Source organism: Flavobacterium sp. FG19 (genome assembly GCF_057809475.1).
The window spans coordinates 19,711-42,807 of record NZ_JBMDKA010000013.1 but is presented as its reverse complement, the minus strand read 5'-3'; the positions used below and the strand labels follow the sequence as shown (position 1 = coordinate 42,807).

Genomic DNA, 23,097 nt, shown 5'->3' with positions numbered 1-23,097 from the left:
ATGGCAGATAAAACGTTAAGGCTCATTCTCGGCGACCAGTTGAATTATAATCATTCCTGGTTTGAAAAAACAGATCATTCGACCACCTATGTGATGATGGAAATCCGGACTGAAACTGATTATGCCGCACATCATATCCAGAAAACAGCAGGCTTTTTTGCCGCCATGCGGCAGTTTAGCCATTTCCTGAAATCCAAGAAACACCACTGCATTTATTTGAAAATAAACGACAAAGGCAATCTGCAGTCATTTGAAGCCAATCTGTCTTTTCTTACAGCAAGAGATCATTACAACAGATTTGAGTATCAGCTGCCTGATGAATACCGTGTAGATCTGATATTGAGAAATTTCACATCGCAGCTTGCTATTCCCTTTAAAGTTTATGATACCGAGCACTTTCTAAGCACCCGTGAAGAACTCGGGAAATTTTTTGAAGGCAGCAAAACTTTTTTGATGGAAAGCTTCTACCGTGCCATACGAAAAAAGCACCGCATACTCATGTCGGGAGATGCTCCTATGACGGGACAGTGGAATTACGACCAGGAGAACAGAAAGAAACTGCCCAAAAACCATAGACCTCCTGCCCCGCTGGTTTTCAGCAATGATGTTTCGGATATAGTGGAAACAATTCTGCAGACCGATATTAAAACCATTGGCCTGATTGACAAAAACAATTTTATCTGGCCCATAAACAGGGATCAGTCTTTGGAACTGCTGGCTTACTTTACAAGGGAATGCCTTCCGCTTTTCGGTTCTTATCAGGATGCTATGCTTCCGGGTGAATGGTCTTTATATCATTCCAGGTTATCCTTTTCATTGAACACAAAAATGATTTCCCCTTCCGAAGTCATACAGGCTGCCCTTACTGCATGGCAGGAGAAACCTGGCCGTATTGCCTTTAACCAGTTAGAAGGTTTTGTACGGCAGATTATTGGATGGCGCGAATACACGAGGGGAATCTACTGGCTGAAGATGCCGCACTACGCCTCCCTGAATTTTTTCAATCATTCAGCAAAATTACCCGATTGGTTCTGGACAGGCAGAACGAAAATGAACTGCCTTAAAGAGGCCTTAACCCAATCTCTTGCCTCTGCCTATGCACATCATATCCAGCGCTTAATGATTACAGGGAATTTTGCCCTTTTGGCGGGAACAGATCCTGATGAAGTGGACAAATGGTATCTTGGTATCTACATTGATGCCCTGGATTGGGTGGAAATTACCAACACACGCGGTATGAGCCAGTTTGCAGACGCAGGGATTGTCGGTACAAAACCCTATGTTAGCTCAGCAGCCTACATTGACAAGATGAGCCATTACTGCGGCACCTGTTTTTATAATAAAGCAAAAAAAACCGGACACAAGGCCTGTCCATTTAACAGCCTTTACTGGAATTTTTATGACAAACATGAAAGTAAACTGGCTCATAATCCCCGGATTGGAATGATCTACAAGCTATGGCACAAAATCAAACCCGAAGATAAAACAGCTTTATTGGAACAGGCCGATTATTATCTAAAAAATATAAACAGCCTATAAACAGCTGCAGTCAGATGTATCACCCATCAGCTGCGGCAGCAGCCATAGCAGGCCTTCGGTATGTTTTATCTGCAGGATGGCTTATGCCCGCTCCAGTATCCCCCTGCATTAGAATATTGGAACAAAAATAGTTTAAAAATACACTTTATAATTAAAAATATAGTATATTTATATCCTAAATAAAATCCGATGAAGTATAAAATCATTACAGACCTTATCGGCCTTATTGAAGAATTTGAGTCCGAGCATTTAAACGACCTTAGATATTCCAATGATGCCGAGGGGTTCAAGAAATGGATTGCTGACGGGTATAAAGGTCATCAAAGCCGTAAAGATGAGCCCAAATGGGAGGGAAAAGAAAATGGCAGAAGCGCAGAGAGTGTTATTGCCACCTTACTGGTCCATTTAAACAGATATGCGAAAAACTATTCTAAATCAGCCATAAATGGTTCTGAATTTTCGAGCCAAGACGATTTCAGTTATCTGATAAACCTTAAATCAGCAGGAGAAATCTCTAAAATGGATCTGATAAAAAAAAATGCCCATGATAAGCCTGCCGGAATGCAGATTATAAACAGACTCATTGCAAGGGGCTGGATAAGCCAGACCGGTTCTGAGCAGGACAAAAGAAGAAAGCTGTTAAAAATAACCGCTGAGGGGCTCGGGCTGTTGGAGCGGCAGATGGATAAAATCAGAAAAGCAACCCAGATAGTTTCGGCAGAGTTAACCTACAATGAAAAAATGGATCTAATCAGGCTTCTCACCAAGCTTCATGATTTCCATGAGCCCATTTTCAATAAAAACGCAGGTGCGGCCAATTTATTAAACGATGTACTAAACGATAAAAAACAATGATAAGCAAAACAGCCCCGGTCGGATCTGTTTTTTCGGGCATCCCTGTAATTTCAGAAGGAATTGCCTCGGATCAGATAAGCGGATTTAAAAAATAAGCACATGAAAGAGTTATTCGATGAACTTTCCTACTCTGTAAGCAGGCTGGCAACAAACAAGTACAGCACGAGCTTCTCTCTGGGCATTCTGGCCCTAAAGCCTTCGATACGCTCTGCCGTGTATGCCATTTACGGATATGTAAGACTGGCAGACGAAATTGTGGATAGTTTCCACAATTATGATAAAGAAAAATTACTCTCCCGGCTGAAAACAGAAACCCAGGATGCCCTTGAGGAAGGCATTTCACTCAACCCGATTCTGCACTGCTTTCAGCAGACTGTAAATCACTACAAAATCGAAAAAAAATTAATAGACCATTTTCTTCACAGTATGGAAATGGATCTTCAGAAAATAGATTACAGCCCTGAACTGTACAAAGAGTATATTTTCGGCTCTGCCGAGGTAGTGGGCCTGATGTGCCTGCAGGTTTTTACAAAGGGCGACAGAGAAAAATATGAAGAACTCAAACCTTATGCAATGAAACTGGGTTCGGCCTTTCAAAAGATCAACTTTCTAAGGGATCTGAAAGATGATTATCAGGTACTTGGGCGCATCTATTTTCCCAACATTGAAATGAATGTGTTTGACAGCGATGCAAAATACAGGATCGAAAAAGAAATTGAGGAAGAATTCCGCACAGCCCTTATCGGAATAAAAAAACTGCCCGACACCTCCATGTTCGGCGTGTACCTTGCCTATAAATATTATTTATCATTATTTAAAAAGATTAAAAGCAGATCACACAATGAAATATTAAACAGCAGAATCCGGGTGGCAGATTCTGAAAAAGTGCTCGTGGCCTTTAAAAGCTACCTGAGGTATAAGGCTGCCTGCCTTTAAAAGCCACGTTACTGCTGCTTTCGACTGCTGTTTTTGAGTTTATTAAACATAGCTTACAGCTTAATATAAACTGGAGCGTGATTAATACTTGATCAAGAAAAAAAAAAAAAAAAAATTTAGCACAACGGGGCCATTATTCATTAAATAACACAAGATTATGAGAACAGCAATAGTCTGGTTTAAAACTGATTTGCGGCTGGCCGATAATGAAACTTTTTTTAAAGCCGTTTTACAAAATGACAGTATTGTCCCTGTTTATTGTTTCGACGATTCACATTTTGGAGAAACACCTTACGGATTTAAAAAAACCGGTGATTTCAGGGGGCAGTTCCTAATTGAATCCCTTCTTGACCTGGATGCCTCTTTAAGGGCTGCCGGCTCAGGCCTGCTTATTTTAAAAGGTAAACCTGAAATCGAAATTCCAAAAGCCGCACTGCATTACAGGGCTTTGAAAGTATATGCCAAGCGGGAGGTTGCTTTTGAGGAAAAGCGCACCGAAAAACTTGTCGAGGCTGAGCTTTTTAAAATGCGATGCGAACTTCTGACCTTCTCCACCAGCACTCTGCACCATGCAGAAGATCTTCCATTTTCCATAAAGAACATACCCGATGTATTTACTGAATTCAGAAAAAAGGCAGAGAAGGATTCTATAATTAGACCAGCCTTTGAAAAACCAAATTCTATCAAATCCCCGGATATTCCCAAGGCGGATATTCCAGATCTTCAGCAGTTGGGATTAAAGCAGACAAAGAGAGACCCCCGGGCCGCTCTTGAGTTTGTCGGAGGAGAATCGCAGGGTTTGAAAAGAATTGAATATTATTTTTTTGAATCGCAGTGCATCGCCGTCTATAAGCAGACCCGCAATGGGATGACAGGTGCTGATTATTCTTCTAAATTTTCTCCATGGCTTGCCCTGGGATGCATATCACCAAGATTCATTTATCAGGAACTTAAAAAATATGAATCGATTTATAAAGCAAATGAATCAACCTACTGGCTGGTATTCGAGCTGCTATGGCGTGATTACTTTAGATTTATGATGAAAAAGCACCACAACAGCTTTTTTCAAAAAAATGGAATTAAAAATAAAGCGACCGCTTCAAAACCAATCCTTTTTGAGAAGCTCCGCAGCTGGACTGAGGCAAAAACGGGAGTTGATTTCATTGATGCTGCCATGACTGAACTAAATCTTACCGGTTTTATCAGCAACCGCGCTCGTCAGACTGCTGCAAGCTATCTCTGCAGCAGTCTGGATGCAGACTGGCGTTACGGTGCCGCTTATTTCGAGCAGCAGCTCATCGATTATGATGTCTGCAGCAACTGGGGTAACTGGGCTTATTTAGCCGGGGCAGGCAATGATCCAAGAGGCAGAAGGTCGTTCAATATTGATAAGCAGGCGCAGGATTATGACAAAAATAAAATCTTTCGAAATTTATGGTTAAATAAGCAGCGTTGACCTTGGGAAATATATCGGATACTGGAAGCCGGCAGCCCATCGCCCTGTATATACGCCTGCAAACAGAAACACGCGGCCCTTTTCGGCAAACAGAAGGTTAATGAGGTGTTCTGAATAGAAAATACCAAATTAAAGGTTATGAAAAAAGTACTATGGATAGAGAAAAACTGGGGAGGCTCGATGAATGATATCAGCGCGGAAGACTTTGGCGGCACTCTTGACCAAATCATGAAAACACAGCATAGCGGCGCGGCATTCTGGATGGGATGCAGCGATGGCCAATACGTTTTAAAAATTGAGAAAAACCTGAATCTGACTTTCATCTGCGGCAAAAATCTAGACCTGGAGCTGACTGTAAAAACGGCCTGCTGGGAAGATATTTATTCTCTGGGCATACTGTTTATCTGGGGGGAATTCAAACTGCTCGAAGATCTTATGGAAATAACAAAAAAAACGCCACCCCTTCCTTTAAGTTTAAATTGAAAGTGAGTAAAATTGACATTCTATCAATAATAGAGCAGATAAAAAAAAATTGCATCAGGTTGTAATGCATAGATATCAGGTCGGCAATTTTCATAAACAAGTAATTTCTCCAATGCCCTTTCGGATCAGCCGCGACGCGCCAGCTGCAATTTTGGGCGGGAATATTTTTCACTTTTCATTTTTACCCCAGTCCAAGGTCAGAATATGATAAAGCAGCTCTTTGAGGGCCTGGAACGAGCTGGGCTTCACGGCATAGAGATCAGCTCCCAGACCATAGGACATTTCTATGTTCTCAGGCGAGCTGCTGGTGGAGAGCATGACCACTTTCGCACCTCTGAAATCCCTGCCTGCATTTTTTATTTCCTTTAGGCATTCAAAGCCGCTTCTGCCGGGCATATTGATGTCCAGAAATATAATTTCAGGAAGCTGTTCTGCTCCCTGATAAAGCATATCAAGTAGACGCTGTCCGTCCGGAGCCTGTTTTAACTGAACAGGCAGCTCCAGCTCTGCAAGAGCATCTGCAAAGAGCATCCTGTCATCATCATCATCATCGGCCATATAAATAGTTTTAGGGCAATACTCCTTCAGCATCTCCTGTGTTCTTTTCCGCAGTTACAGAAAACAATAAACTGAAAATCCCAATCGGACTGGCCAAAGATGCCGGCATCCGGGATCAGCAGATAATCGGATCATATCCCTGAAGTGTTAATAGTCGGCAAATATACAGACTTTAATCCAATAAATACACCTTTGCAAAGGGGGTACCGGTAAAAAGACCTGCAGTGAAATTCAATGCTGTAAAAATGCCTGCCGCAAGGGCAGGCATTCAAGGCAAGCGCCTTTAAAAGCAGTTAGTTTAGTTAATTAATCTATTTGGTTATTGTTATGGTTTCCAAAAGCTGCTCACCGGCGATAAAAGATGTTATGTAATCAAGCACTTCACGGGTCTTTTCTTCGGAGATTCCAAAAGTATTGATATAAAACTGATCGTCCTGGTCCTCAATATGTATGATCTGGGTATAGCCCATTGAAACCAGGCTGCCTTTTAATCTTATGATACTGTTGTGCTGCGAAGGGACCGTTTCTTTACGAACCCTGAGACGTATTGTCTTTTCCATATTCTGTTAAAAACCCATTTCTTTTCTATATCCAAATATAAAGATTTAAAGTGTTCCTTACAACTTCAATACTGTTAAACTTGAAAGGAAGCTTTTACAGCACTAAATGGTGCTCTGTGCCTGATGCAGGGGAAGCACTACGGTGAAAACCGACCCTCCGCCGGTATTGGGCGAGACCGTTATGCTCCCCCCATGCCTTTCTGTGATTTTCCGGCAGAGCGAAAGCCCCAGCCCGCTGCCTTCGTACCGGTCCTTGGAATGAAGGCGTTCAAAAGCCTTGAAGATCCTTTCACTAAAGCCTTTCTCAATTCCGATTCCGTTGTCTTGGATACGGATACTCGCTGCAGCACGCTGTTCAAATTCGGTGATCTCCCCCCCTATTATAATTCTTGGAGGCTCTTCGGATCTTGAGAATTTAAGAGCATTGTGCAGCAGATTATAAAAAAGCTGCTGGAGCAGCGCCTTGGAACCTTCAATTTCGGGGAGTTCCAAAATGATCAGAACCGCATCCTTTTCCTCAATGGCAAGCTCCAAGTCGCCTTTTACCTGCTCCAGAACCCCATTTAGGTCTACGGTTTCCACGGGCCGCTTTTTCTTATCGGCCCCCGAATAGGCCAGGATCCCCTCTATCACATTGCCCATGCGCTGGGCGGTATGGTCTATCTTATCGAGGTAGAATGCCTGTTTTTCAGAAAAAACATCCTCTGAACTGCTTCTCATACGGCTGATGAAGGTTTTGATCTTGCGCACCGGCTCTTTGAGGTCATGGCTGACCAGATTGGCAAAATGAAGCAGCTCCTCGTTGGATCGGCGCAGTTCCTGGTTGCTCTTCTGGGCCTCTTCGCGGAGCTTTTCCTCAAGGGCCTTCCGGCATCCTATATCCTCTATTATTCCTGTAATTTTAACGGCCCTTCCATTTTCATCCCTGAGTATCTTGCCTGTGATGCTGGTCCAGCGCACGCTCTGGTCCTCATTTATGATACGGGCCTGATAGCTGATCACACCGGTAAGCTCCGCCTCGCGGTGCGCCTTCTCCCTAACAGGTATGTCCTCAGGGTGCAGTTTTGATATAATGGCATCGTTTGTAATGGGCCCCTGAATATTCCAGATCGAGCGGAAATTGCCCGAGGTCGTGATGTTTCCCGTTAGAAGGTCAATCTCATAAGTGCCCATGCCCGAAGACTCAACAGCCATGCGGAGCTGTTCTGATGCACTCTGCGCCTGTTCACGGGCCATGTGAAGCTCGGTGACGTCCATCCCGGTGTTCATCACCCCGTACACTTGTCCGTCCGCATCGAAAAGGGGTATAAAACTGTAATTGAAATAAAAGGTCATCTCTTCTCCATCCATTACAAGGTCAACCCTTCTGTCCATGGCATGAAATGGGATGCCGGTTTTAAAGGCCTGCAGCGCCTCCTTAAAAATATGCTGTTTTTCAATTTCGGGCACCACCTCAAAATAGGTCCTGCCGATCACATCCCCCCCTTTTCCTAAAGTCTTAATCATCGCCGGATTGGCCGCCTCTATCTTTAATTCTTCTCCTGTATAGACCCCGATGGGCAGGTGCGTATTCTCCACCGCATCCTTTAAAATCTGTAAAGTTCTTTCCATAAGTAGTCAGGCTGTTTCCAATGCAGCAAATTACTGCTTTTCAAACAGCAGGGTTTATATCAATTATTTTATCTTTTTCAAAATTCCAACACAGTCATCCCGTAAGGCATTATGCAGGGATAATTTTAAAGGCATCCATCATAAAGTCCCAGGTGCAAAATCAGCTTTCTGCTTTGATGCCTTTTGGCGGCTGATGCCGCTTGTGCTCATCGGGCACCAAATATCCGCTGTCCGCGTGCCCGTCCCTCCCAGCCGGACTCCATGATCACCCTTACAAGATCTTTCAGGTCATTGTAGCTGGCGGGCTTCACGGCGTAAAAATCCGCACCCAGATCAAAGGCTCTATGAATGCTATTCTCGCCGCTCCGGCAGGAATAAATGATGATCTTTGTTTTTTTGCGGCCCAAAGGTCCGTTTCTGAGCCTCTCCAGGCACTCAAAACCATCCATTCCAGGCATCATCAGATCAAGAAAGATGTAATAAGGAAGGCTCAGGGGCTTTTTTGCTAAGTGGTCCAAAAGATCAGCAGCGCTGCATAGCTCGAGGATTTCAAAGGTTTTGTCTAAGGTCAGGATCGCTTCATGGAGCAGCATTCGGTCATCCTGATCGTTGTCGGTAAGGCAGATGATCTTTTTGGAATTTTCATTTTCAGGCATGATTTATAGTTTCTCAGGCTGGCATAAGACTATAATCTAAAAATCCGCGAAGGGTCATATCACTATAGTCCTATGAAAATCAGTAAAGAATTGAATTATATCCGTTGCCGGGTTAATAATATTTAAAGATAGATTTTCTGATCCTGGAAAACAAACCCATCTAAAAAAATTTACATAATTTCCACCTCAAAGATGGGAATTATGTAAAAAGAAGTTCAAAATGCGTAGGTATATACTTAAAAAAAACATTGGAACATTATAAGGCCCTAAATTCGCCTGCGCCGAAGAAAGACAATCCAATATTGAGCAATATGTTAAAGCCTTAAAGCAATTCTGCCGCATATCTGCAAAAAAAACCTTTCCCATGCCTTGGGCCGGGAAAGGTTAAAAAATACCTGCTTTTTTGTTTAAATTTTAAAATCCGAAATAAAAATAGATGTAAAAATTAAAATTCCAAACCTTTTACATCTTCAATCCATCCTTTTCAATCCAGGCTGTGAGAAAAATAAAAGCAGCCTGCAGTGCAGTGCTCACAGAACAAGTTTAATGCCGCTATTCCATGTCGTAAGGCAGCGTCAGCAGAGTATTTGCAGCCTGTGGGATCATAAAACTTTACAACAAAGAGTAACAACCCATGCAGAGCCCAGCTGCAGGCTTTGTCTCAATTTATTCTATAAATCTGAATTTTCCCCAATAGATCAAAGCTCAGACCATAAGCTTTCTTCAGTATATAATTTTCATCTGTCAGTATGGCAGGCATAACTTTATAAATGATATCACAGCTGCTCTGCAGCGCATTATTTCCAGATAAAATAATACAGTGGGGAAACAAGGAAGCACTCAATGAATTCAGGTCAAATATATTCCCGTCTTCCTCTTTGGCCTGCTGGGTAAAATACTGTCCTGGGAAATTACTTTTATTCAGCTCAATGAAACTCTTAAATTCTTCAATTTCAAAGTCCTTTAATGGAACTCCCTGTATCTGCAGATCGCTTATCAAAACGGATTTGAACCATGTGATATTGGCCAGCATCCTTTTGGGATCCGCGCCGTATTTGAAATAAGCCAGCTGTGTATTGATGCTGTACATTATACTTGATCATTTTATGGTCAGACTTCGCAAATCGGCCCTTTTATACCCAAAGAAAATAATTCTCATAGTCCCTGTCGGGTAAAAAAGAACCCAGCCCCTTTTTACAGCGCTAACATACTTCAATTCTGCTTTCAAAAATAATATCAGGAGAAATTTAGAACCATTCTAATAGTCTTTTTCGTTCAATATTTCGCTTTTCAAAGTAACTTTACTTCTTAAAAGAGCAGATAAAATGAATATAATTGCAGATGAAAACAATTTCAGGCAGAGACTCAGAGAAATCGACCAGAGGATCGGCCACCTGAACAATCAGAAAATAACAGCATTTCTCGAATCGCTGGGCCTGCAGGAAAGAGAGGATTTTCCAAAGGATTATCTGCAATGGGAAATCATTCTTATCGTGGTTCCAAGCCGCACTGTTTTAAATGATCTAAAAAAATTTAAAGCTTCAATATCCGGCATCGCATTCGCTGTAAATACAAATGCAGCGCACATCCATATCTATAATTTTAAAATGTGGGAGAACATGACCCGAAATAAAACGCAGTTTCAGATCCGCGAGATGCTCAAAACCAATTTTGGCGGGGTTGGTAAAAAACCAGAAAACCGTGACTGGACCAAAATACCCAAAGAAAAATAGTTATGAAGGATGAGAATCACTATACCAGCAGGAGCGGCTGGCTCAGGGCCGCTGTCCTTGGAGCCAATGACGGCATATTGTCCACGGCAAGCATCGCCATAGGGGTTGCCGCGGCAAGCGTAACCAGAGAGCCTGTGCTGCTGGCCGCTGCGGCAGGTCTCACGGCCGGCGCCCTTTCAATGGCTGCAGGGGAATATGTATCGGTGAGCTCCCAGGTCGATGTTGAGCATGCCGACCTTCAGCGTGAGAGGGCCGAACTCGAAAATATGCCCGAATCCGAACTTGAGGAACTCGCCCAGATCTATATCCAGAGGGGCTTGAGTTCAGAACTTGCCAGAGAGGTCGCCCTGCAGCTGACAGCCCACAATGCCCTGGAAGCGCATGCCAGGGACGAGCTGGGAATAAATGAAATGACACAGGCCAATCCTTTTATGGCTGCCTTTGCTTCGGCCGTTTCCTTTATCATCGGGGGGATCCTGCCGCTTTTGACAGCAGTTTTTGCCCCGATAAAACACATGGTAGCCTGCCAGTACGGCTTTTCAATCATTTTCCTGGCCCTCTCAGGGATGCTGGCCGCCAAGGCGGGAGGCTCTCATAAAGGAAGATCTGTGCTGCGCATCTGCCTCTGGGGCACTTTTGCCATGGCGGCATCTGCCCTTGTAGGCTGGCTCTTTGGCGTACAGGCGCCGTAATAAATTTATGGGCGGTATGCCTGAAAAATTAATCCAATCTTAAGGATCAAAGAAAAATAACAAACCATCCTTTTCGTTATTTCGTATATACCTTAAAATAAACAGCACAATGAAACTCCTCTCTTTATTTATCGTCCTTACCCTGCTTCCCATCAACTGGGAGCCTGATTTTAACGCCGCCAAAAAAACCGCGGCACAGCAGCATAAACTGATCCTTCTGAACTTCTCGGGTTCGGACTGGTGCGGCCCGTGCATTATACTTCGAAGGGACTATCTTGAAAATGCCGACTTCACAAAGATGGCCGAGAAGAATCTAGTTCTTGTCAATGCTGATTTTCCCAGAAAAAAGAAAAATATGGGGTCAGATGAGCAGATAAAACGAAACGAAGGGCTGGCCGAAATATACAACAGGGAAGGCAGTTTTCCCCTGACCCTTCTTTTGGATGCCCAGGGAAAAGTGATCAAGACCTGGCATGGAAAGCCTGAGATGACCCCTGAGCAGTGGAATGAAGAAATACAAGCGGTCTGTGAAAGCCGAAAATAAGCCCTCTGCAGGCCAGAAATATTCCCAGACCCTGAAGCTCATGGGAAACAGCTTTACCATTACAGCGGTAAGTGGTGAAAAGAAAAAAGCAGATGCGTTTATCAATCTTGCCGTGGGGGAAATCAGGCGCATTGAAAACCTGCTGAGCACCTTTAAGCAGGACAGCCAGACCAGCCTGATCAATGACAATGCAGGAATTAAGCCTGTCAGGGTAGACCTGGAGGTTTTTAACCTTATAGAAAGATCTATGGGGATTTCCAGAATAACCCAGGGCGCATTTGACATCACCTACGGCGGCATCGATAAAAGCCTCTGGAATTTCGACAAGACCATGACAAGGCTCCCTGATGCACAGACGGCGCTTAAAATGGTGCATCTCATTGATTACAGAAATATCATCCTGGACAGGGAAAATACAACTGTTTTTTTAAAAGAAAAAGGCATGCGGATCGGTTTTGGGGGCATCGGCAAGGGATATGCCGCGGAGATGGCCAAGCAGGTCCTGATTCAAAATGGCGTACAGAGCGGCATTATTAATGCGAGCGGGGACTTATGCGCCTGGGGACTGCAGCCGGGCGGCAGCAAATGGACCATAGGCGTTGCCTCGCCCGACGCTCCAAATGCGGCATTCTCCTACATGGAAATATCCAATAAAGCGGTGGCCACTTCAGGAAACTATGAAAAGTTTGCAATCATTGGCGGGAAAAAATACTCCCATACCATCGACCCAAAAACAGGCCTTCCCATATCGGGCATAAAAAGCGTGACCATAATTGCGCCCAATGCAGAATTTGCAGACGCAATGGCCACTCCCATAGCGGTTATGGGCATCAAGGCAGGCCTTTTTTTAATAGACCAGATACCTGATCTATATTGTATCATCATCGACGACAGCAATAAAGTCTACACTTCTAAAAACATCAATCTGAAATGAAAAAGCCAAAACAGAAAAATCTCAAACTCATCTGCGGCACTGCCCTTGCAGGACTGCTGCTCACCTGCTGCACTCCGGTAAAAGAATACCAGAAAGGAAAAATCAACGATTCTGAAATGGTCCTTTCCAACAGGAAAATTGAAAAGACAGAACTCAGTTTCCAATCCTACCGCGAGGGAGCTTCCGGTGCCAATTCAGGAAAAAGCGGCGGGGGATGCGGCTGTAATTAATCTGATACGATTTAGCAATGAAAAGAATATTCATTACAGGATTTGCCCTTTTGGCCTTGTTTCAGGCGAAAGCGCAGGATGTACCTGCTGATTCAAGCAGTTACAAAAGCAGAAAACTAAAACTCGAAGAAGTCAACCTGGTCTCAAGCTATTACAAACAGAATGGGGACAATTCAGCGGTTATGGGAGGACGCGGTTCGGAGCATCTGACCGATATTGCCAATACCATAGACGTGAAGCTGGTAAAATACGGCCAGACGGGTATCAAGCATACCTTTGACATTGAGGCGGGCATTGACCACTACACCTCGGCCTCCTCGGATATGATCGACCTGAGCGCCAATTCTTCGGCATCCTCTTCCGACAACCGCTTCTACCCATCGCTGACCTATTTGAGAGAAAACGAGCAGAAAGGAAGAACACTCGGCATCGGGGTATCTTCCTCAACGGAGTTTGACTACCAGTCCTTCGGGGGAAATATCAGCTTCTCACAGAAAACCAAAGACAGAAACGGGGAATTTACAGCCCGGTTTCAGACCTTTATCGACCAGCTCAAACTCATCGAGCCTGTCGAGCTGCGAACCGCAGGTGAAGGCTATGGCAGCGCGAACCGAAATACTTTTGCAGGGACTTTGAGCTACAGCCAGATAGTAAATAAAAATCTTCAGATTATGCTTGTCGGCGACCTTATCAGCCAGAACGGGTATTTAAGCCTTCCCTTTCACAGGGTGTATTTCCAGGACGGATCGGTGCACCAGGAAAAAATGCCCGATACCAGGCTGAAAATCCCCCTTGGGATCAGGGCCAGCTATTTTGCCGGGGATAATATCATCATAAGGGCCTACTACCGCTATTACACCGATGACTGGGGACTCAGGGCGCATACCGCTGATCTTGAAATTCCCGTAAAATTGACCCAGGCATTCTCACTGAGCCCTTTCTACAGATATTACACCCAGACAGGCACCAAGTATTTCAAACCTTATGGGGAGCATACGGCCGCGGATCAATTTTATACCAGCAATTATGACCTGTCCAAGTTTGACAGCGGTTTTTTTGGAATGGGAATGAAATTCACGCCGCCTAATGGAATATTCGGGCTCAGACACTGGAATACGCTGGAGATCCGTTACGGACATTATACGCGCACCACAAATATGGCCTCGGATATCATCAGCATTAATATAAAATATAAATAAGCGTAAGCTTTAAGCAGATAATGCCGTCTCAAAATGGGACGGCATTACTTTTGTGCAGAAAAATCCCCTTAAAGGACTTCCTGCTCTTCATTACAGCCAAAGCGGCGTCCCTGCCGCAGATTTATCAGTCTGAATTCTGAAAAGCAAAAAAACCGCCTTATTCTGCAATAAGACGGCTGTCCATAAAAACATAATCTTCCAAATAAATGTTTCTATATAATCATAAGACCTTTATATGTGACTTCTTTATCCGCTGTTTTTCAAGCTCCCTGCCCTATTTCAGAAAACCTGCTCCCCTTCCAATGAGCTCCCTTTAAAAAACACACAAAAAGATCTTTTAAAGGCATCCAAATCTATCCTTATAATTTGTAAGCTCCCTGTCGGTTATATCCAGCAGTTTTTCCAGCAGTACAATTTTATCCCGGTAAAGGTTCTCTATACTGCAGCCCCCTCTTGCAGCTGATCTATTTTCCATATGCTGCGGCGTACTTTTAAAATTAAGAGCGCTGCCAAAATTGATGATGCTGCCCAGATCCATTTCAAATATAACTGCTATTTCCTCTAATTTCTCAAAGCTGATCCTGCTTCCGTTCCTTTCCATCTTACTGTATCCTGCCTGGGTAATGCCCAATCTGAAGGCCATATATTCCTGACTGTAGTTTTTGAGTTCTCGTATGCTTTTTATATTTTCATTTATATCTCCAGGCATTCTATCGGGATGTATTAAGTTAAAACCGGACTGATAAATCTAAATGCCACTTTCGCTAAATCCATACATCACAGATCCGCGCAGTGAATGAACAGAACTGTTCAAATCAGCAGTGCTTTATGATTTCTTCCGATACACTAAATAAACGATTTTTAAAACTAAACATTTCTTAAAAAAAACATAAAAAAAATTATTCGTAAAATAATTTTGCCGGCCATAATTATACAAGTAAAACCTGCTGTCCGGAAAACGGCACGGGTCAATTGCATTCCTGCAATAAGATTCAAACCAGCTCCAGGCCGGAATGAAGGCAGAAAATAAAAAAATGTTTAACAAATTTAAACAAAAATTAAACAAAATTGTATCTTTACTACTGAGATTTCCAATTTCACCGATTTGACCATAAAGGCTGGTCAAGGGCAAATATTATATTCTTTAGGCTTATATCATTTTAGCTAAAACAGATAAAAGAATTAAACTATCCGATATGAAAAAAATTCTGATCATAGGAGCAAGCACAGGGATTGGCAGGGCCCTTTTGGAGGAAAAACTAAAAAACAGCTTCGTATATAACATAAGCCGCACACCCCCTGATGCTTCGCACAGCAATCTTATTCATTATTGCGCCGATATTCTCAAAGATCCGCTGCCTGATATAGAGCAGATCGATTCTCTTATTTACTGCCCGGGGTCGATCAGCCTTAAGCCTTTCCAGAGCCTGCATACTGATGATTTCAGAAATGATTTTGAAATAAATGTAATGGGGGCCGTGAGAGTAATCCAGAAATATCTTCCAATCCTAAAAAAAGGATCAGGCCCCTCGATAGTATTATTCAGCACTGTGGCCGCAAAACTCGGGATGCCTTTCCATGCCAGCATTGCAGCATCTAAAGCGGCTTTAGAAGGACTTGTCAGATCTCTTGGTGCAGAGCTTGCCGGCCAGGTACGGATTAATGCTGTGGCTCCTACCATTACCCAGACACCTCTTTCTGCTTCCATTTTAAGAAACGATAAAATGAAAGAATCCATCAAAGAGCGCCATCCTATGAAAAATTACCTTCAGGCCCAAGAAGTAGCCCAAATGGCTGATTATCTGATTTCAGAAAGCGCATCTTCTATCTCAGGGCAGGTTTTTGTGATGGATTACGGACTTGTCAGCTTTAAAATATAATAAAACCCACCATGAAAATTCTTTTGACCGGGGCGGCAGGATATATAGGAAAACGGCTGCTGCCTCTGCTTGTAAAAAATGGACACGAAGTGATCTGCTGCGTAAGGGATAAAAGCAGATTCAATTATCCTGAAAGATTCTCAATGAATGTAAAAGTTATTGAAACGGATTTTCTTGATTCTCGAAGTCTTGCCGTTATTCCCAGCGATATAGACGCCGCTTATTACCTGATACATTCCATGTCTGACAAATCAGCCAGTTACGATAAAATGGAAAGTGCATCGGCTTATAATTTCATAAACAGGCTCAGCGGTACAAAAGCCAGACAGATTATCTATCTCAGCGGCATTGTTAATGACAAATCCTTATCCAGACATTTATCTTCGCGAAAAGCCGTAGAAGATATTTTAAGAAGCTCTAAAATCCCCTGCACAGCACTCAGAGCAGGAATAATCGTCGGCTCAGGCAGCGCTTCTTTTGAAATAATACGGGATCTTGTAGAAAAGCTGCCATTTATGATCACACCAAAATGGCTCAATACCAGATGCCAGCCTATAGCGGTTTCGGATGTTTTGGAATTTTTAGTACGCTCTCTTTTAAATCCGCAAACTTATAACCAGAGCTTTGATATAGGCGGGCCGGATATACTGACCTATAAAGAAATGCTGCTGGAGTTTGCCAGGGCAAAAAAACTCAGCCGGTATATTTTTACTGTTCCGGTGATGACCCCAAAACTGTCCTCCTACTGGCTTTATTTTGTGACCTCCACATCCTATAGACTCGCCTCCGCTCTGGTGGGCAGCATGAAAACAGAAGTGGTCTGCCGAGATAATCGTATAAATAGTCTGCTTCATATAAGCCCCATGACATATCGTCAAGCACTGGAGAGGGCACTTGAGAAAATACAGCAGAACGATGTAATATCGAGCTGGAAAGATTCGCTCGCCAGCAGCAGCTTTAACGGCAGCATCAGCCAGTATTTAAAGGTCCCAAAAAAGGGCTGCTATGTGGACAGAAGAAAAAAAGAAATCATCAATCGCGAAGATACCATTGAAAAAATATGGTCAATAGGCGGGCAGACCGGATGGTACTACGCAGACTGGCTGTGGGATCTGCGCGGATTTATTGACAAGGTTTTCGGCGGTGTGGGCACTAGACGCGGAAGGACACATAAAAATATACTATTTCAGGGTGATGCTTTAGATTTCTGGCGCGTGGTGTATGCCGATAAAAAACAGGGAAAATTAGTTTTATACGCTGAGATGAAACTCCCCGGGGAAGCCTGGCTTGAATTTAAGATCATTAATAATACCTTGTATCAGGCCGCAACCTTCAGGCCCAAAGGATTTTTGGGAAAATTATACTGGTATGCTGTTCTGCCCTTTCACGGCTTTATCTTTAAAGGCATGCTCAATAAATTAATAAATTGAGACCTATAAATCCCGGAGCGAACAGCTGAAAAAATCATGTTACAGCATGGTGCTGAATAAGGCTTTAAGTTCTTCAAATGTATCGGGTTTTGATCTGTATTTCACTGAGATGCCATTTTTAATAAGCCAGGGAAGCATTACATTTTCTTCTGGAGTTGAAAAAATCACCACTTCAATACCTTCAAAGCCTGGATAACTCCTCAGTTTTCGCAGAAACTCCATTCCATTGATATAGGGCATATTATAGTCCAGAAATATTAAATCAGGTTTTTTCTCGGAACCAGCGAGCTCTTCAAGAGCTTTTAGAGGATTTCTCAGGGCATGGCAGCTCACATTTTTTTTAAGAGATTCAATTGCATCAATAAAATTGTCAAGATCATCTTGGTCGTCGTCTATAAGGAGTATTTCTCTTCTCAGCATTGTTCTATCAGATACGCTTTTTATGAGGTCAAAAATTTTTGAAATATAAGACTATTTGAGCTGATATAATAAAACTGATGCAAAAAAAATAATGCAATGAAGATAAAAAAAAACTAAGATTGTGTATTATAATGCATTCCCCTCTAAAAATGCTGCCCTGCAGTCTGCTTTAAAAATTCATGTAATATCAGGAAAGATTAATTTTATATTTCTCCTCTATAGGTGAATGCTTTTTTAGCGGTTCATATACTCCCAGCTGAAAAACTTTTTCAATAAATTTAATGCTCTCATCAATCGAGCACTCCTCATGTTTTAAATGGCTTGCGAAATGGCTGGTTATCTTATTTATGATTCTTGAACTTATCTCATCAGCCTGAGCCTGATCAAAATTAATGGATTTCTTTTTCTGAAAAGCCAGTTCCACCGCCGCAATATCATTTAATTTGGCTTTTAATGCATGTATTGCCGGCGCATATTTTCTTGCCTGCACCCAGGTATTAAATTCGAACTTCACATCTTCAATGATGGCTTCGGCCGCGGGAATATGCTGTTTTCTCTTTTCAAGGGTCTCATCTTTCATCTGGGAAAGGCAGTCCATATGTATGAGGGTTACCTCCGATATGTCTTCTACATCAAGGGCTACATTTCTCGGAATGGATAGATCCAATATCAATAGAGGCTTATTGGGATTCAGCAATTCTCTGCAGACAGTGGGATGATCTGCCCCTGTTGCCACCACCACAACATCGGACTGCTGCAGTTCGTGCCTCAGATCATTATAATCCTTTACTATGACATTTAGTTTTCCTGCCAGTGCCTGAGCCTTGCTTTTTGTTCTGTTTATAACGGTAACATGGCCGTTTTTGGTATGCTTCACTAAATTCTGGCAGGTATTCCTTCCTATATCGCCTGTTCCAAGCAGCAGGATTTTTTTGCCGCCGATATCCTTCACATTTTCAATGATATACCGTACCGCTGAGAAGGAAACAGAGGCTGCCCCTGAGGAGATCCCTGTATCTGTTTTGATTTTTTTACTGGCCTGGATTACTGCATTGCCCAAGCGGTCCAGAAACGTATTGACAAGCCCATGTGATTTACTTTTATTAATGGAAGTTTTAATCTGGCTGATGATTTCAAAATCACCCAGAATCTGGCTTTCCAAGCCTGCACCCACTCGAAAAAAATGATTGACCGCATCTTTATTTTTATAAATGTAGCCGGCCTGCTGAAACTCCTCCACGCTGCCTTTGGTATTGCCGCAAAGCAGTTTTATCAGTTCATACGGATGAGAGGCCGATCCATAAATTTCAGTCCTGTTGCAGGTGGAAATTACAATTAACGAATCTATACCCTCAGCTTTAGCCTGCACCAGCAGATCAGACTGCGCTTTAGGGTCTAAACTGAATTTCCCTCTAATGAGGGCATCTGCTTTTTTATAACTTAATCCTAAAGCATAAAAAGCAGTATTTTTGGACAGGTTTAAATTTTCCATAGGATGACTTTACTTAAAGATTCAACAAACAGGGAGATCAATTTTATAAAATAAATTAGGAATTGGATTCTGCAGTCATGCCAGCAATCGGATCAAAGCCAATGCCGGGGATCATCGCTGTAATCCTTAAATCATAATGCGACAGAACATACCGTAAAGGTAAATTTAGAATTACAAAAGGCACGCCTTAAGCACTCATGATTGTATTGGAATGAAACAAAGTTTTAAATAAAAACGCTGCCCGCAGGAAAAGGCAGCGTTTTTTTGGAAGATTATTATTTTTGAACGATAGGCGTTCTTAATGATTCCAAAACCGCTACAATATCCGTGTAGAGTTCCGTGTTTGAAGCAACACCATTTGCATTGGCCGCCGCTCCTACATAACCTTCGAATTTTGTATAGTCGGCACTGCTTGATTTTGTGCCCATTCGAGGATTAGTCGCAGGGTTATGCGCCGCTGCCATGCTCAGACCCGAATAGGTGTTCACTGCATTTGTACCTCCGGTGTTGAATGAAAAGAAATCAGTCAGGTTATCTGATAATTTTGCAATATTTGTAGCCTGGGTCGATCCGGTTTCAGCCAGAAGGGGCGCAAAATGCGCCTGAAGGTTTCCTGATGCATTAGACTGGATATCGGCAACTATCAGTCCGATGGTTGAATTTACCACTTTACGGAAGCTTAAACGTCCCTGCTCGATCATCTGCCCCGAATTATCAGGATCAGCGACCATTTTGGTTCCTCCCAATCGCTCATATATAGAGGCTTTTACGGGAGCCGGAGTCTCATCATCATTGCTGCATGATGTAAAAGCAGCTGCTGAAAGAAATAAAACGCTTAAGGCAATTTTAGAATAATTTTTCATAACAAAAATATTAAAGGGTTAATTAAAAAAATGGTTTATCTTCTGAGATAATTTATAACTCATACTATTTTGGTCCATAGGACATACTTCTTTGGATGCCAGATTTTCAGGCAGTATATAAGGCCTCGCATCATAATGCCTTTTGGCCATCAGCTGGGCGTAGACCTTCTTTGAATTGGTGATTTTATTATTATGGAAGTAAACCACCACGTTTCTTTTAATAATGATGGAATCTGAGGTCAGCCCTTTAATTGACCTTAAATCAGAACAAATCTGCTTTGCCTGGACAGAATCGATATCTGATTTGAAATCAATACGGCTTACCTGTAAATTTGGAGTATCATAAACCGCAGGTTTGGCGGTAATGATATGGAAAAGGAGAATAGCCGAAAATAAGATCGCAATGCCAAATGCAATCCAGAGTCCTTTTTTGATGTACTTGTTAATTTTCATAAGGTGCTTTTTAAAATGGTTAGATTTAAAAGGATATACGAATACTTTTTTAGGATGGTTTTAACAAGTAACAAGAAAATATTAGTTTAGAATTAATTTAAATAATAACAGATCCCCAGAGCAGTCATTACGATAATCTGACACAGGCTTTACCAATATGGGCACGCTTCAGCCCAGCGGATGTTTTAAGACGCAGAATAACATTCTCTTTCTTTATGCTTTTATGAAGTTATCTCTAAAGCCCTCATAAACTGTAAGTCAATAAAAAGTGTTCTTATTAAAATCTGTATTATAAATTTTAACGTACATATGCAGAAAGCACTCTTTTCAGATGAAAATAATGACGGCTTTGTAAACTAAACTAAAACATTATGAATCCAAAAAAACTATTTGCCATTTTATCATCCTCTTTAATTCTTACAGGCTGCTCTAACGATGATTCCTCAGCCGGAATCGATACGCCGGCGCCTGCAGGATCAGTAACCTATAATAAGGATGTAAAATCAATTATCGATAATAATTGCATTGTGTGCCATGCCGCGGTCCCTCAAAACGGGGCGCCGATATCCCTGGTTACATACAGCCAGGTAAAAGATGCCGTTTTAAAACGCAGTCTTATTATCCGGATCTCCCTGGAAAACGGCAATAATGTACTTATGCCTAAAGGAGGGCCTAGACTGCCTCAGCAGACAATAGATATCGTGAAACAATGGGAAAAGGACGGGTTATTTGAAAAATAGTTTCAATCTGATCATCAAAAAATACAATTTAAGGCTTTCCAACTTGATATTAATTTATCATAAGAAGAGATTAGGCAATAAATTCGCCTAATCTCTTTTTGCCGATCTGCTCCAGGGAAGATCTGGAAACAAACCAATTTAAAGCTGAAGCTGCCCCGGATTCCCTGCGTGATAAGGTGCGCAGCTAGTTTGAAAACACTAAATTCACCAGCAATATTATAACCAAAGGCAAATCAATGTAATTTATTAAATCCTTACCCTGAAGCATTAAACAATAATGGCTAAAATTTCTATTGTAATTATTTTCATTTGCAATACCTGCCTGCAGGTTTCAGGTAAGTATTGCAAAACTTAGAACACCATATTGCCAAAGCGCAATGTCTATTTGACTTTTTCATCCCCGATTGCTTTGCCAGTCCGCTTCGCTCGTGTGCAGTGCAAATCCTTCTGCGCCGGAGTTTCGGTAAAGAAGATTGCAACTTGCAAGGGAAAAGCCCCAAAATACCATCTGCTACATACTGTCTCAATCTCAGATTATTATTTGCTGTCCTGAGGCGGAAAACTGATTAATTCACGTATATCCTGCATGCCGGGAGATCAACAAAGGGAGATCAATAAAAATAAAATCCCTAAATTTGCAGATATGGGAAAACTGATCAATCTAAAAAGCTTTAAAAATTTCTTTACATCATCTTCCGCCGGCGGGATTGTATTACTTCTATGTATTCTTGTGTCTTTAATCATTGCCAATTCAGCGCTTTCAGAGCCGTTTTCCAATGTTTTAAACTACGAACTTGGCGCAGAATTCCAATCCTTGAGCTTAAAATATCCTGTTTTGATATGGATCAACGACGGCCTGATGGCGGTTTTCTTTCTTCTGGTCGGCTTGGAAATCAAAAGAGAAATTATTGAAGGGGAACTCTCCTCCTTCAAACAGGCTTCGCTTCCCGTGCTTGCAGCGATTGGCGGCGTGGCTCTGCCGGCATTGATCTATGCATTATTCAACTCATCGGACCCCCGCACCAGTTCGGGCTGGGGTATCCCTATGGCAACTGACATTGCCTTTGCCTTAGGAATTCTTTCACTGCTGGGCGATAAAGTCCCTGCAGGGCTTAAAATTTTCCTTGCCGCACTTGCCATAGTGGATGACCTGATTGCCATTTTGGTAATTGCCGTATTTTATTCCAGCGACATCCATTTCAGTTATCTCGGTTATGCCGCGGGCGTTTTTCTTCTTCAGATAATCTTTAATAGAATGGGGCTGAAAAATCTCTTCTTTTATATTATTCCGGGAATTTTCATGTGGTATTTTATACATCATTCCGGTATACACGCCACAATCGCAGGGGTTCTTACCGCACTGACGCTTCCTAAAAATGAAGATGACAGCGAGTCGCCGCTTGAAAAGCTCGAACATATGCTTACCCATCCGGTTAATTTTATAATAATGCCGTTTTTTGCCCTTGCCAACACCAACATAACCTTTCAAAACGGTATGGCCGAAGGACTTCTTGGAAATCTCGGACTGGGTATTGTACTGGGACTGTTTCTGGGCAAACCCGCGGGAATATTTTTAATGTCCTGGCTTTCGGTGAAGCTCAAAATTTCACAGCTGCCGGAAAATACAAACTGGCCTCACGTACTTGGTCTTGGGCTTTTAGGCGGTATCGGATTTACGATGTCCATATTTATAGCCCTGCTTTCTTTTAAGAATGCCGAATTTCAGACAGAAGCAAAATTTGCGGTGCTGGCCGCGTCCATATTATCCGGTATCTGCGGTTTTATGCTCCTGAGCAGCTACAATAAAAGAAAGGCGGACTGCTGATTAAAATC

Annotated in this window: 25 protein-coding genes; 15 read left to right on the top strand and 10 right to left on the bottom strand. The window is 42.4% G+C overall.

The window, feature by feature from the left end:
* The 5 genes from ACODST_RS14065 (at position 1) to ACODST_RS14045 (ending at position 5,269) form a co-directional block, all read left to right on the top strand.
* On the top strand, positions 1 to 1,539 hold the full coding sequence (locus ACODST_RS14065) for a cryptochrome/photolyase family protein (RefSeq protein ID WP_488932749.1): 1,539 nt from the start codon (positions 1 to 3) through the stop codon (positions 1,537 to 1,539).
* Positions 1,540 to 1,728: 189 nt separating this feature from the next.
* The gene (locus ACODST_RS14060) at positions 1,729 to 2,394 is read left to right on the top strand and encodes a MarR family winged helix-turn-helix transcriptional regulator (protein ID WP_488932748.1); all 666 of its coding nucleotides are present in this window, start codon (positions 1,729 to 1,731) and stop codon (positions 2,392 to 2,394) included.
* A gap of 99 nt (positions 2,395 to 2,493) precedes the next feature.
* Positions 2,494 to 3,330 (top strand): phytoene/squalene synthase family protein, encoded by an 837-nt coding sequence (locus ACODST_RS14055; protein ID WP_488932747.1) that lies wholly within the window; start codon positions 2,494 to 2,496, stop codon positions 3,328 to 3,330.
* A gap of 157 nt (positions 3,331 to 3,487) precedes the next feature.
* A complete protein-coding gene (locus ACODST_RS14050) occupies positions 3,488 to 4,786 on the top strand; it encodes a DASH family cryptochrome (protein ID WP_488932746.1) in 1,299 nt (432 codons plus the stop codon).
* A 138-nt stretch (positions 4,787 to 4,924) separates the two neighbouring features.
* The gene (locus ACODST_RS14045) at positions 4,925 to 5,269 is read left to right on the top strand and encodes a hypothetical protein (RefSeq protein ID WP_488932745.1); all 345 of its coding nucleotides are present in this window, start codon (positions 4,925 to 4,927) and stop codon (positions 5,267 to 5,269) included.
* A gap of 168 nt (positions 5,270 to 5,437) precedes the next feature.
* Here the strand turns inward: ACODST_RS14045 and ACODST_RS14040 are convergent, their stop codons facing one another.
* From ACODST_RS14040 to ACODST_RS14020, 5 genes are all read right to left on the bottom strand, one after another.
* Positions 5,438 to 5,827: a response regulator gene (locus ACODST_RS14040; RefSeq protein ID WP_488932744.1), complete on the bottom strand. Its 390-nt coding sequence runs from the start codon at positions 5,825 to 5,827 to the stop codon at positions 5,438 to 5,440.
* A gap of 311 nt (positions 5,828 to 6,138) precedes the next feature.
* Entirely contained in the window at positions 6,139 to 6,387 is a 249-nt protein-coding gene (locus tag ACODST_RS14035; protein ID WP_488932743.1) for a hypothetical protein, read from the bottom strand.
* A 102-nt stretch (positions 6,388 to 6,489) separates the two neighbouring features.
* On the bottom strand, positions 6,490 to 7,998 hold the full coding sequence (locus tag ACODST_RS14030) for an ATP-binding protein (RefSeq protein WP_488932742.1): 1,509 nt from the start codon (positions 7,996 to 7,998) through the stop codon (positions 6,490 to 6,492).
* Positions 7,999 to 8,204: 206 nt separating this feature from the next.
* Positions 8,205 to 8,654 (bottom strand): response regulator, encoded by a 450-nt coding sequence (locus tag ACODST_RS14025; RefSeq protein WP_488932741.1) that lies wholly within the window; start codon positions 8,652 to 8,654, stop codon positions 8,205 to 8,207.
* A 661-nt stretch (positions 8,655 to 9,315) separates the two neighbouring features.
* The gene (locus ACODST_RS14020) at positions 9,316 to 9,744 is read right to left on the bottom strand and encodes a hypothetical protein (protein WP_488932740.1); all 429 of its coding nucleotides are present in this window, start codon (positions 9,742 to 9,744) and stop codon (positions 9,316 to 9,318) included.
* Between the two features lie 235 nt (positions 9,745 to 9,979).
* On the opposite strand from ACODST_RS14020, the gene ACODST_RS14015 reads away from it, so the two are divergent.
* The 6 genes from ACODST_RS14015 (at position 9,980) to ACODST_RS13990 (ending at position 13,986) form a co-directional block, all read left to right on the top strand.
* On the top strand, positions 9,980 to 10,387 hold the full coding sequence (locus ACODST_RS14015; RefSeq protein WP_488932739.1) for a hypothetical protein: 408 nt from the start codon (positions 9,980 to 9,982) through the stop codon (positions 10,385 to 10,387).
* 2 nt (positions 10,388 to 10,389) lie between these two features.
* Positions 10,390 to 11,079, top strand: coding sequence for a VIT1/CCC1 transporter family protein (locus ACODST_RS14010; RefSeq protein ID WP_488932738.1), 690 nt, complete (start codon positions 10,390 to 10,392; stop codon positions 11,077 to 11,079).
* Between the two features lie 109 nt (positions 11,080 to 11,188).
* Positions 11,189 to 11,623: a thioredoxin family protein gene (locus ACODST_RS14005; RefSeq protein WP_488932737.1), complete on the top strand. Its 435-nt coding sequence runs from the start codon at positions 11,189 to 11,191 to the stop codon at positions 11,621 to 11,623.
* The gene (locus tag ACODST_RS14000; protein ID WP_488932736.1) at positions 11,586 to 12,557 is read left to right on the top strand and encodes an FAD:protein FMN transferase; all 972 of its coding nucleotides are present in this window, start codon (positions 11,586 to 11,588) and stop codon (positions 12,555 to 12,557) included. The genes ACODST_RS14005 and ACODST_RS14000 overlap by 38 nt, the downstream gene beginning before the upstream one ends.
* Entirely contained in the window at positions 12,554 to 12,787 is a 234-nt protein-coding gene (locus ACODST_RS13995; protein ID WP_488932735.1) for a DUF4266 domain-containing protein, read from the top strand. The genes ACODST_RS14000 and ACODST_RS13995 overlap by 4 nt, the downstream gene beginning before the upstream one ends.
* A 17-nt stretch (positions 12,788 to 12,804) precedes the next feature.
* The gene (locus ACODST_RS13990) at positions 12,805 to 13,986 is read left to right on the top strand and encodes a DUF3570 domain-containing protein (protein ID WP_488932734.1); all 1,182 of its coding nucleotides are present in this window, start codon (positions 12,805 to 12,807) and stop codon (positions 13,984 to 13,986) included.
* A gap of 337 nt (positions 13,987 to 14,323) precedes the next feature.
* Here the strand turns inward: ACODST_RS13990 and ACODST_RS13985 are convergent, their stop codons facing one another.
* On the bottom strand, positions 14,324 to 14,695 hold the full coding sequence (locus ACODST_RS13985; RefSeq protein WP_488932733.1) for a helix-turn-helix domain-containing protein: 372 nt from the start codon (positions 14,693 to 14,695) through the stop codon (positions 14,324 to 14,326).
* Between the two features lie 487 nt (positions 14,696 to 15,182).
* Between ACODST_RS13985 and ACODST_RS13980 the strand changes: the two genes are divergently transcribed.
* Together ACODST_RS13980 and ACODST_RS13975 are read left to right on the top strand one after the other, a co-directional pair.
* Positions 15,183 to 15,866, top strand: coding sequence for an SDR family NAD(P)-dependent oxidoreductase (locus ACODST_RS13980; RefSeq protein WP_488932732.1), 684 nt, complete (start codon positions 15,183 to 15,185; stop codon positions 15,864 to 15,866).
* Positions 15,867 to 15,877: 11 nt separating this feature from the next.
* Positions 15,878 to 17,296 (top strand): SDR family oxidoreductase, encoded by a 1,419-nt coding sequence (locus tag ACODST_RS13975; protein WP_488932731.1) that lies wholly within the window; start codon positions 15,878 to 15,880, stop codon positions 17,294 to 17,296.
* 39 nt (positions 17,297 to 17,335) lie between these two features.
* Here ACODST_RS13975 and ACODST_RS13970 read toward each other — a convergent pair whose 3' ends face one another.
* The 4 genes from ACODST_RS13970 to ACODST_RS13955 form a co-directional block, all read right to left on the bottom strand.
* Positions 17,336 to 17,716 carry a response regulator gene (locus ACODST_RS13970; RefSeq protein ID WP_488932730.1) on the bottom strand — a complete coding sequence of 127 codons (381 nt, stop codon included), beginning with the start codon at positions 17,714 to 17,716 and terminating at the stop codon, positions 17,336 to 17,338.
* A 187-nt stretch (positions 17,717 to 17,903) separates the two neighbouring features.
* Positions 17,904 to 19,208, bottom strand: coding sequence for a glutamyl-tRNA reductase (gene hemA, locus ACODST_RS13965; RefSeq protein ID WP_488932729.1), 1,305 nt, complete (start codon positions 19,206 to 19,208; stop codon positions 17,904 to 17,906).
* A 275-nt stretch (positions 19,209 to 19,483) separates the two neighbouring features.
* Positions 19,484 to 20,071: a globin family protein gene (locus ACODST_RS13960; RefSeq protein WP_488932728.1), complete on the bottom strand. Its 588-nt coding sequence runs from the start codon at positions 20,069 to 20,071 to the stop codon at positions 19,484 to 19,486.
* Between the two features lie 18 nt (positions 20,072 to 20,089).
* Positions 20,090 to 20,524, bottom strand: coding sequence for a hypothetical protein (locus ACODST_RS13955; RefSeq protein ID WP_488932727.1), 435 nt, complete (start codon positions 20,522 to 20,524; stop codon positions 20,090 to 20,092).
* 371 nt (positions 20,525 to 20,895) lie between these two features.
* Here ACODST_RS13955 and ACODST_RS13950 point away from each other — a divergent pair, with 371 nt between their 5' ends.
* The gene (locus tag ACODST_RS13950; RefSeq protein WP_488932726.1) at positions 20,896 to 21,264 is read left to right on the top strand and encodes a hypothetical protein; all 369 of its coding nucleotides are present in this window, start codon (positions 20,896 to 20,898) and stop codon (positions 21,262 to 21,264) included.
* Between the two features lie 643 nt (positions 21,265 to 21,907).
* Positions 21,908 to 23,089 (top strand): Na+/H+ antiporter NhaA, encoded by a 1,182-nt coding sequence (gene nhaA / locus ACODST_RS13945; protein WP_488932725.1) that lies wholly within the window; start codon positions 21,908 to 21,910, stop codon positions 23,087 to 23,089.
* Positions 23,090 to 23,097 lie beyond the last annotated feature (8 nt).

Coding starts and splice junctions, on each gene's coding strand:
- ACODST_RS14000 (WP_488932736.1), top strand. CDS start 11,586: ATGAAGAAATACAAGCGGTCTGTGAAAGCCGAAAATAAGCCCTCTGCA.
- ACODST_RS13950 (WP_488932726.1), top strand. CDS start 20,896: ATGAATCCAAAAAAACTATTTGCCATTTTATCATCCTCTTTAATTCTT.
- ACODST_RS13990 (WP_488932734.1), top strand. CDS start 12,805: ATGAAAAGAATATTCATTACAGGATTTGCCCTTTTGGCCTTGTTTCAG.
- ACODST_RS13970 (WP_488932730.1), bottom strand. CDS start 17,716: ATGCTGAGAAGAGAAATACTCCTTATAGACGACGACCAAGATGATCTT.
- ACODST_RS13985 (WP_488932733.1), bottom strand. CDS start 14,695: ATGCCTGGAGATATAAATGAAAATATAAAAAGCATACGAGAACTCAAA.
- ACODST_RS14025 (WP_488932741.1), bottom strand. CDS start 8,654: ATGCCTGAAAATGAAAATTCCAAAAAGATCATCTGCCTTACCGACAAC.
- ACODST_RS14020 (WP_488932740.1), bottom strand. CDS start 9,744: ATGTACAGCATCAATACACAGCTGGCTTATTTCAAATACGGCGCGGAT.
- ACODST_RS14010 (WP_488932738.1), top strand. CDS start 10,390: ATGAAGGATGAGAATCACTATACCAGCAGGAGCGGCTGGCTCAGGGCC.
- ACODST_RS13955 (WP_488932727.1), bottom strand. CDS start 20,524: ATGAAAATTAACAAGTACATCAAAAAAGGACTCTGGATTGCATTTGGC.
- ACODST_RS13960 (WP_488932728.1), bottom strand. CDS start 20,071: ATGAAAAATTATTCTAAAATTGCCTTAAGCGTTTTATTTCTTTCAGCA.
- ACODST_RS14055 (WP_488932747.1), top strand. CDS start 2,494: ATGAAAGAGTTATTCGATGAACTTTCCTACTCTGTAAGCAGGCTGGCA.
- ACODST_RS14040 (WP_488932744.1), bottom strand. CDS start 5,827: ATGGCCGATGATGATGATGATGACAGGATGCTCTTTGCAGATGCTCTT.
- ACODST_RS14065 (WP_488932749.1), top strand. CDS start 1: ATGGCAGATAAAACGTTAAGGCTCATTCTCGGCGACCAGTTGAATTAT.
- ACODST_RS13980 (WP_488932732.1), top strand. CDS start 15,183: ATGAAAAAAATTCTGATCATAGGAGCAAGCACAGGGATTGGCAGGGCC.
- ACODST_RS14015 (WP_488932739.1), top strand. CDS start 9,980: ATGAATATAATTGCAGATGAAAACAATTTCAGGCAGAGACTCAGAGAA.
- ACODST_RS14030 (WP_488932742.1), bottom strand. CDS start 7,998: ATGGAAAGAACTTTACAGATTTTAAAGGATGCGGTGGAGAATACGCAC.
- ACODST_RS14060 (WP_488932748.1), top strand. CDS start 1,729: ATGAAGTATAAAATCATTACAGACCTTATCGGCCTTATTGAAGAATTT.
- ACODST_RS13995 (WP_488932735.1), top strand. CDS start 12,554: ATGAAAAAGCCAAAACAGAAAAATCTCAAACTCATCTGCGGCACTGCC.
- ACODST_RS14045 (WP_488932745.1), top strand. CDS start 4,925: ATGAAAAAAGTACTATGGATAGAGAAAAACTGGGGAGGCTCGATGAAT.
- ACODST_RS14035 (WP_488932743.1), bottom strand. CDS start 6,387: ATGGAAAAGACAATACGTCTCAGGGTTCGTAAAGAAACGGTCCCTTCG.
- hemA (WP_488932729.1), bottom strand. CDS start 19,208: ATGGAAAATTTAAACCTGTCCAAAAATACTGCTTTTTATGCTTTAGGA.
- ACODST_RS14005 (WP_488932737.1), top strand. CDS start 11,189: ATGAAACTCCTCTCTTTATTTATCGTCCTTACCCTGCTTCCCATCAAC.
- ACODST_RS14050 (WP_488932746.1), top strand. CDS start 3,488: ATGAGAACAGCAATAGTCTGGTTTAAAACTGATTTGCGGCTGGCCGAT.
- nhaA (WP_488932725.1), top strand. CDS start 21,908: ATGGGAAAACTGATCAATCTAAAAAGCTTTAAAAATTTCTTTACATCA.
- ACODST_RS13975 (WP_488932731.1), top strand. CDS start 15,878: ATGAAAATTCTTTTGACCGGGGCGGCAGGATATATAGGAAAACGGCTG.